5 protein-coding genes and 1 pseudogene are annotated in these 9,502 nt (G+C 48.5%); all 6 read left to right on the top strand.

Annotation, left to right across the window (positions count from 1 at the left end; translation table 11 throughout):
- A pseudogene (locus ABY436_RS17175) lies at positions 1-2,445 on the top strand (hypothetical protein); the annotation flags it as partial.
- 18 nt (positions 2,446-2,463) lie between these two features.
- Complete coding sequence (locus ABY436_RS17170) at positions 2,464-2,802, top strand: DUF3467 domain-containing protein (protein ID WP_372740155.1); 339 nt, start codon at positions 2,464-2,466, stop codon at positions 2,800-2,802.
- A gap of 71 nt (positions 2,803-2,873) precedes the next feature.
- The gene (locus tag ABY436_RS17165; RefSeq protein ID WP_372740154.1) at positions 2,874-4,700 is read left to right on the top strand and encodes an HlyD family efflux transporter periplasmic adaptor subunit; all 1,827 of its coding nucleotides are present in this window, start codon (positions 2,874-2,876) and stop codon (positions 4,698-4,700) included.
- Complete coding sequence (locus ABY436_RS17160; RefSeq protein WP_372740153.1) at positions 4,701-6,851, top strand: site-2 protease family protein; 2,151 nt, start codon at positions 4,701-4,703, stop codon at positions 6,849-6,851. It begins immediately after the preceding gene.
- Positions 6,852-8,834, top strand: coding sequence for a hypothetical protein (locus ABY436_RS17155; RefSeq protein ID WP_372740152.1), 1,983 nt, complete (start codon positions 6,852-6,854; stop codon positions 8,832-8,834).
- Positions 8,835-9,502 (top strand): efflux RND transporter periplasmic adaptor subunit (locus tag ABY436_RS17150; RefSeq protein WP_372740151.1); only part of this gene is annotated, 668 nt, incomplete at its 3' end.

The following is a 9,502-nucleotide window of genomic DNA, read 5'->3' as shown; positions in this document are numbered from 1 at the left end:
GGCGCACTGCGTAACATCAGTAGTATTGACGACCTCAATGGCGGTCAGGACGAGATCAGCCTTTCCGGTGATATTAACCAGGTGATCGGCGGCAGCGATAATGACATCATTACCGTCTCCTTAGCCGTCACTACAGCCAGCAGCACCGATCATATCCTCGGTGATAACGGCACAATGAACTACAGCGGCGCGATCGGCGCCGAGCAACTGACTAACCTGCAGAGCACTATTAACCAGAGCACTATTAACCAGAGCTCCCTGAATCAAGCAGGTGATGACATCATTACTCTGGGTAGCGGCGATAAAGTCGTGATCGCCGGTAAAGGTAACGACACCGTCAAAACAACGCTAAGCAGTGTGGGTAACCGCACAGTTCTGGGTGATGAAGGTCAGTTGGACTACGACGCTAACAACATTCTGCAAAGTGTTTTCAACACCAGCAGTATTGGTGGCGATGACACCATTCACTTAGGCGGAGCCAGCAGTAGTGATAGTAATATCGTTATCGGTGGCGTCGGTAGCGACACTATCACCAGCGGTAACAGCACCGACATCGTTCTTGGCGATAAAGGTGAGATCCAGTGGACAGCTGGCATCCTCGACAGTATCCGCAGCACCGATACCACAATAGGCGGTAACGATAAGGTCACGCTCGGTGATGGTGATAAAACCGTCATCGGGGGTTTTGGTAGCGATGTGGTTAACGCCGCTTCTGGCAGTCATTGGATACTGGGCGATAACGGAGAGCTTCTCTTCACTCAAGGTACACTGAAAACTTTCATCACACAGGACACAACTGCATTAACCGGGGGTGTTGATAACATTACTCTGGGCAATGGCCGTCATATTGTAATGGCGGGTACTCATGGTGATAACATCGCCACAGGGGTTGCTGATGACAGTATTCTGATGGGTGATAACGGTACGCTTCGCTACAATGAAGCAGGAGATCAGTTGATCCGGGTAGTGAGTGAACTCAGTACTCTTGGAGGAAATGACCGGATTACCACTGTGGGTGGCAACAGCCTTGTATTCGGCAGTGTGGGTGATGACTATGTCGAAACAGGTTATGGCAATGACGTTATATTCGGAGATAACGGTGTTGCTGATTACATCAATGGATTGGTTGATCGTTACACCACGACAGATACAACCATGGCTACGTCAGGCAAGGATACACTGTACGGCGGAGGTGGCGATGATTTGATCTTTGGTGGCTTGGGTAATGAGCTTATTTATGCAGGCTCGGGTAATGATAAGGTTCTTGGTGATCTTGGAAATGCCTTTTACAACACTGATGATCAAGATCCAACCACGTTAGATAGAGTAGAAAGTAAGCTCTCTCACATAGGAGGGGATGACGAAATACATGGCGGAGACGGTCATGATGTCATCATCGGCGGTGGAGGTAGCGATAACCTCTTTGGCGATGCTGGCGATGATTTTATATCCGGTGATGGTGGGTTAGCAGTATTCAATAATGGATATCTGGTTACGGCTGAAACCACTGAGCTGTTTTTAGGTGGTGGTGATGTATTAAATGGCGGAGATGATAACGATCTGATGTTCGGTGGATTTGGTAGCGATGTATTTTTTGGCAACCTTTCCGACGATATCTTAGCCGGTGAATATGCCCAGGCTTCGCTGCAAAGTTCTGCCGATGGATTCGGTCGCGTACTTTATCTGGCGCGTCTGGCGCAGGGTAATCTAGACTTGTTAGCCAATACTCAGTTCACCTTGTATAACGAGTTCCAGCCAGAGTTCGGTTCAGTAAGCCCTAAAGGCGTTGATAATGCTTTAACCTCTTTGGATGTTTTCGGACTGCGTGAAGATGATCGCGGTAGTCTGTTTTCGCGGGATGCTAAGCTTAACCAACATGGCAAAAGTCACGCTTCCGGCAAAGCTAATAATGATAAAAAGCCAGATGAAAACGAAGAAGAGGATCAGGAATGTCTGGATGAAGAAGGCGTTATTACAGAATGTACAGTTGACCCCGATACAGATATTCCACAGACTGACGAAAATCAAATTGTACCTGCTGAGCCTGTAGTTGAAGAAACGCTACCTGAAGAAGCTGGTCCGGATGCAAGCTCTGATATAAACCCTGATCTGAATCCTACAGATCAGGAGGCTGAGAAAACCACTCCTGCTGCTGCAGGATCAGGCAACACAGAGTTAAAAGACGTAGCAACCGCAGAGCAATCTGAGACTGATCTGAAATCGGCAGCAGCAGCGATTGCAAGTCTTGCCGGTTGGAAGCTGGCAAAAGCTGACCGATCGACAACGACAAAAATTGCCCGCAAAGGTTTTGATAATCTGCGCTTAAAGCAGCGTCATGTTAAACGTTGGGATGAGTCAAAACAGTGCTTTATAGGTAACGAAAAAATTAAAACTGTGACCGCTTCAGATTGGGAGCAGGCAGCAAAAAACATAAAATTACATTGATAAATCTAGGGAGTAATAATGGATAAGCAAAAGCAGAAAGTTGAAACACCTAAAATCAAATGGGATGACTCCCAGATGAGAAGTACTTACGCTAATGTATGTAATGTTTCGAGTACGCGTGAAGAAATTACCTTGTTGTTTGGCTTAAACCAGGCGTGGAATGCTCAACAAAAAGAATTAGTTATTGGGTTATCAGACCGTATAATTCTTAATCCTTTTGCCGCTAAACGTATGGCTACCTTGTTGAATAATGTGGTTGCACAGTATGAAACACGCTTTGGTGAAATAGGCGAAGGCAGCGTTGAAGTGACTCCTGCGGCTACTCAGTCTGAGCGAAAAGCCCCGTTGAATGACTGAATAGAATACGCCCGGTGTGATCCGGGCATATTTTTTCCTGCCCCTATGATTTTTATAAATAAAGTGCCTCGATGCAGATAGATTCAGATACCACCGATGACGGACTACGCCAGGCCTGGGTTCAATTCAGTGCAGCCGACAGTTATGAAGAGTATTGCCAATACTGGTTAGAGTTGATGTGCACTCGCATTGGGGGTGTTTCTATCGCCGCATTAGTGCTGGAAAGTGGCGAAGCGGGTTTTCAGCCAACCGCTATCTGGCCTGAAAAATCTCAGACGGATGAAGAGTTTACTGCCTTGATCGAAGAAGGCCTTGAGGAAGCGGCAGGGTTAGTTCATACCCTTGCTTCTGGCGGTTATGGTGTCGCGTTTCCAATTCGGTTGGATGATGAGTTAGTCGGCGTAGTGGCACTGTCTTTGCGGGTTAACAGTATAGTGTTACCTGCTGTTATGGAGCAGATCCAATGGGGCAGCGCCTGGATTGAGCTCTTGTTACGTCGCCATCGTGGCCGTGAGAAAAATTTGCAGTTTGATCGGTTATCCGGCGCAGTCGATCTGTTAGGTGCCGTACTGGTTGAATCTGATTTTAATAGTGCCGCTATGACATTTGTCAATGAGTTAGCGGCAGCATTATCCTGTGATCGTGTTAGCTTCGGGCTGACAAAAGGCGCGTTGGTGGAAGTGACGACGTTGTCGCACAGCGCACAATTTGGCAAGAAAATGAATTTGATCCGCCGCTTATCCGGAGTAATGGATGAGGCCGTACAACAACGGGGCGTTATCAATTATCCCAATACGTTCGATAGTAGCAGTTTACTGGTTGAGCGAGAGCATGCGCAGTTTTCTCAATCTTATGGCAATGCCAATATTCTTACTATCCCGTTGCATTCTGGCACTCACTATTTTGGTGCGGTTACGCTTGAAAGGCCGGCGGATAATCCTTTTTCGGAAGATGAAATTACCCAGATACGCAGTGTTGTCGCGTTGTCGGGTGAGACCCTGAGAAATAAGCAAAATCAGGATAAAACCTGGTATCAACACCTGATCTCAGCCTGCGGGCAACATGTGAAAAAAGTATTGGGTAGCGGTTATCTGGGGCGTAAATTAAGTCTGATTTTACTTGCTGCTGTGGTTGTTTTCTTTAGCGTGGCCAAGGGCACTTATCGGGTATCCGGCGATAGCTTGCTGGAAGGTTCCGTGCGCCGGGCTATCGTAGCGCCGTTTGAAGGATATCTTGAATCCGCTGATGTTAAAGCCGGAGAAAGGGTAACTCAGGGACAAGAGATGAGTAGTCTGGATGATCGAGACCTCACCCTTGAAAAACTAAGCTATTTGAGTGAACAGGCGAAACTGCAACGCCAGTATGAGGAAGCCGTCGCGAAGCGCGAACGCGCCGAGGCAGCCGTCATCCAAACGCAACTTGAACAAAATAGTGCTCAACTTAAGCTGGTCGAAAGTAAACTCTCAAGAACCCGCCTTCGTGCACCCTTTGACGGGATAGTGATCAGTGGTGATTTAAGTCAGCGCCTGGGAGGCGCTATCGAACAAGGTGAAGTCTTGTTCGAAGTAGCGCCTTTGGATAGCTATCGTGTCATTTTATGGGTTGACGAACACCGTATGGCCGATATCACAGAGCAACAACAAGGACATCTGGTGCTCAACTCATTACCTGAGACAACCTCAGCGTTTAAGGTAACCCAGGTGACACCCGTGACCGAGGCGCGTGACGGGGGGAATTATTTTCGGGTAGAAGCCGTGCTGGTTGATTCCATTCCTGAGATGCGGCCGGGTATGAAGGGTGTCGGAAAAATAGAAGTAGATGAGCGCAAGCTTATTTGGATCTGGACCTATCCTGCACTGCAATGGTTTAAGTTGAAACTCTGGTCATGGTGGCCGTAAATGTCAGTCTCACTGTTCAGTCCTTCATGGCATAGGGTCGCTGAATTAAAGCCTCGATTGCGCTCTCATGTGGTCCTGAATCGGCATATATACCGGGGTGCGGTCTGGTACGTGATTCAGGATGATGCCACCGGCCGTTATCACCGCTTTACGCCGCAGGCTTATTGTCTGATAGGGCTCATGAATGGCCGCCGTACACTGGATGACCTCTGGCATAGTGCCGGAGAGCAACTCGGCGATGATATGCCTTCGCAAGATGAAGTGATCCAGTTGTTATCCCAGCTTTATCGGGTGGACGTGATTCAAACCGACGTCATCCCCGACATTGGCGAACTTAATAAACGCCGTCGTAAAGAGAAACAAAACCGATTGTTAGCTGCTATTAAATCGCCTCTGGCGGTAAAAATACCACTCATTGATCCTGAGCCGTTTCTGAGCCGCACGGCAGGCATCAGTCGTTGGATATTTAATCCGTTAACCGGATTTATCTGGCTGTTTTCTATTGGCTGGGCATTAACGCAGGCGGTATATCACTGGCCGGAGTTAACCGAAAACCTCTCAGACCGGGTACTGGCCGTTGAAAATCTATTCCTTATCTGGCTGGTCTATCCGGTAGTAAAACTTATTCATGAGTTTGGCCATGCTTATGCCGTTAAGCGCTGGGGAGGGGAAGTGCATGAGATGGGCGTGATGTTTCTCATCTTTATGCCGATTCCCTATGTGGATGCCTCGGCATCGGCGGCCTTTCACAGTAAGTATCAACGCATGCTGGTAGCCGCGGCGGGTATTCTGGTCGAAGCTTTTATTGCCGCAATGGCAATGTGGGTGTGGGTCAGTGTCGAGCCTGGTGTGGTACGTAGTATGGCGTTTAACACGTTGTTGATTTCCGGTGTATCTACACTGCTGTTTAACGGTAATCCATTGCTGCGCTTTGATGCTTACTATGTGCTGTCAGATTTTCTTGAGATCCCTAATCTGGCTTCAAGAGGCACCCGGCAAATTACATATTTATGTAAAAAATATCTATTTGGTTTCGGTGACGTAGCGAACAGTGCTGCCTATAGTAAGGGCGAAGCGAATTGGCTGGTGTTCTACGCGATAGCCAGTTTCATCTACCGGGTATTTATCACCTTTACGATTGTGCTTTTTGTGGCGAGTGAGCTGTTTTTCGTCGGTATTATTCTGGCCGTGCTGTCTTTGTATAATATGTTCGGCAAACCAACCCTGGGGGTTATTAAATTTTTGGCTATGGATAGAACCGTAAAAAAGAACAGGTCCCGCGTGTTTCTGAGCATCAGTTCACTGGTAATTCTTCTCTGGCTGATATTTTTTATTATCCCACTGCCTAAGATGACGGTCGCACACGGTGTTGTTTGGGCCCCGGATGAGTCGCAGGTGCTGGCCGGCAGTAGTGGTTTTCTTCAGCAGTTGGTTGTCACGCCGGGCGCTATGGTCAAGGTCGGGGATACGCTTCTCATCAGTAATAATGATGAACTGGATGCCAAAGTTGCGGAGTATGTAGGGCGCCTTAAAGAGCTACTGGTTCGCTATCAAACCGCAGTAGCTGACTTACGACAGAGTGAAGTGAGTATTCTGGCCGAAGAGATAGCGCAGGCACGCGCAGAACTAAAACGTAGCCTGGAAGAGCAGCGGGAACTCGTCGTTAAGAGCCCTGCCAATGGTCGTTATCAACTGGCCTTGCCGGTCGATCCGGAAGGGCGTTTTATTCCACGGGGCACCTTGCTGGGGTATGTATTACAGCCGGGTGAATACCGCGTCAGAGCGGCTGTAAGCCAGGACGATATCCCCTCAGTGCGCAGTGATGTTCAAACCGTAACTGTCAGGATTGCAGAGCAAATTGATCACGATATACAGGCGCAGCTTGCCAGTGAGGTGCCCGGAGCACAAAAAACCTTACCCAGTCCGGCTTTATCGGTAGAAGGCGGTGGCTTGTTCGCATTAGATCCGACCAATAAAGAGCAGCCTGAAGCGTTTGAAACAGTTTTTCTGGTGGACTTGCAGTTAGCCGGTTCTGCCGCCTATCGCGTTGGAGAGCGTGCTTATGTTCGGTTTGAGCATACCCCGGAACCGATTGGCTATCGTATTTATCGAGATCTGCGCCGCATATTACTACGCGAGCTGGATTACTAAATGCTAAAAATAGCCTCACATGCCCCGGCAGATTATCGGCATCGACCGGAAAGAAAGCGGCCAGGCAGGGACTGGCTGGAGCAATTGGAGGTAAGAATTAAGGGGCAGTTTGAATTAAACCCCTGGCGGTTAACGTTGCGTGGTCAACGTTTCGTTCGAAAGGTTTCACATTATAGCCTGAGCTGTGAAGCAGACACTGATCAGTGTCTGCTGGAGCGAACCCGGGTCTTGTCTCAAGCATTACGCCGACAAGGATTAGTCGATACGCTAGTAGCAGAAATATTTGCCATTATCCGTGAAATGTCGGGTCGTACTCTGGGTATGCGGCATTTTGATAGTCAGTTATTAGGTGGCTGGATTATGCTTCAGGGACGCGTCGCTGAGATGAAAACCGGCGAAGGCAAAACGCTCACGGCGGCTTTGCCGGTGATAACGGCAGCGCTCTCGGGTTTGCCGGTGCATGTAGTAACAGTCAACGATTACCTTACCCAGCGAGATGCAGAAGAGATGCAACCACTGTATCAGTGCTTTGGCTTTAACGTCGGCGTCATCACGCATGAAGTTACACCGCCGCAGCGCCGACACGCTTATCAGGCTGATATTCTGTATGTCACGGGTAAAGAGCTGGTTTTTGATTATCTACGTGATCGTATGAAAATGGATCAGGAGGAGCCATTGCGCTTGCATGTTGAAGCGTTGAAAAGCCCTAAACTGGAATCTCAGTTACAAATACGCGGATTACATTTTGCATTGGTGGATGAGGCGGATAGTGTCTTAATTGATGAGTCAAGAACGCCACTGATTATATCCGGCGTACAGAATAATGAAGATGAGCAGCAATTTATTGAAGAAGCCTACCTTTTGTCTCAGGAGCTGCTGTTAGATAAGGATTTTACTCACAAGCCGGAGCGCCGCGAGGTAGAGTTTACCGAGCAGGGGACCGCCGCCATCCGCCATTTGTGTGAAGGGCTTGGGCCGTTATGGCGAGGCGCGATTCGCCGCGAAGAGATCGTCCATAAAGCACTGCAGGCACGATATATCTATCAGGCAGATAAAGATTATCTGGTACGCGAAGGTAAGATCGAGCTGGTTGATCCGTTAACCGGTCGGGTGATGGAAGGCCGTTCCTGGGAAAAAGGACTGCATCAGATGATAGAGCTAAAAGAGGCGTGCGAATTAACGCCACAACGTGTTACTCAGGCCCGGATCAGTTACCAGAATTTTTTCCGGCGTTATCTTTGTCTGTCGGGTATGACAGGAACCGCCTGGGAAGTGAAGCAAGAGTTATGGGATACCTATGAATTGGCGGTATCGCGCATACCCACGTATCGGCCGGAGATACGCGAGACCTACCCAGCCAAGGTGTTTCTTACTGCTGAACAGCGCTGGCAAGCCGTTATCGAGCGATGTCAGGCGTTGGTTATCCAGCAGCGCGCAATTCTGATTGGTACCAACTCAGTGGCTGATTCTGAAGTGGCTAGTGATTACCTGCAGCAAGCCGGAATTGCTCATCAGGTACTCAGTGCCAAACAGGATAAAGCAGAAGCAGAAATAGTCGCACAAGCCGGAGAACCGGGGCGGGTGATGGTAGCTACTAACATGGCAGGACGAGGAACAGATATAAAGCTGGCACCTGCTGTTAAGGCGGCAGGAGGGTTGCATGTCATACTCACTGATCGCTATGAGTCCGGCCGGGTAGACCGGCAGTTAGCTGGCCGGAGTGCGCGACAGGGAGATCCGGGTAGCTTTGAAATGCTGCTAACGCTGGAAGACCAACCTATCAAGACGATCAGTGCTAAAGGCCTGATTGCGACTGGCCTTTCGCTGGGCATTGATACCTCAGGTGGCCAGAAGATGGTGATTAAGGCATTACAGGTTGAGCAACAATTTATAGAACGCCAGAACTATCTGGCTCGCCAATCGACTCTTGACTATGATGTAAAGCAGGGCGATTTACTGGCATTCTCAGGACGAAGTAATTAAATGAAAATACACGCTTTTTTGATGGTTTCGTTTCTGGTATCAATGCCAGTAGCGGCAGAACAGAACGTTGAAGCTGAAAAGTTATTAACAGCTTCTTTATTAACCGAAAATTCATCCGACAATACTTTTTCAGGTAAAGATCAGGCGCTGTTATCGGCGGCTGAATCTTATAATGACCGCTTGGCAGTCCCGTCGCTCGGCTGTCTGTTAACGCCCAGTCTCGATATTCTGATCGCCAGCCCAATAGCGGGTGTCATAGAATCTGTATTAGTTAAAAAAGGCGGTCTGGTTAAAGAAGGTGAAGTACTGGTCAAGCTAAGGTCCGAAGTAGAGCAAGCAACGCTAAAGTTAAATAGAGCGCAGGCGGCCTATGGGCAGCGAACCATAAAACGTAATACTGAGCTGTATCAGAAAAACCTGATTTCTGAGCAGGAAAAGGACGAAATCATCATCAATAATCGCCTTTTCGGTTATGAGGCAGAACAAACCCGTGCCTTATTAAAGCAAAAAACCATTCGTAGCCCCTTGGCGGGTGTAGTAGTAGAGACGTTTCTGGACCCGGGCGAATATGTGGGCGAAGATCCCATCTTGAATGTTGTACAGCTGGACCCGTTGTATGTCGAAGTGGTTGTTCCTGCAAAATATTACGGCGAAATTGCGAAAGGTGG

The organism is Neptunomonas sp., from assembly GCF_041601355.1.
Taxonomy (GTDB): domain Bacteria; phylum Pseudomonadota; class Gammaproteobacteria; order Pseudomonadales; family Balneatricaceae; genus Neptunomonas.
This window is presented reverse-complemented; position numbering and strand designations above follow the sequence as displayed.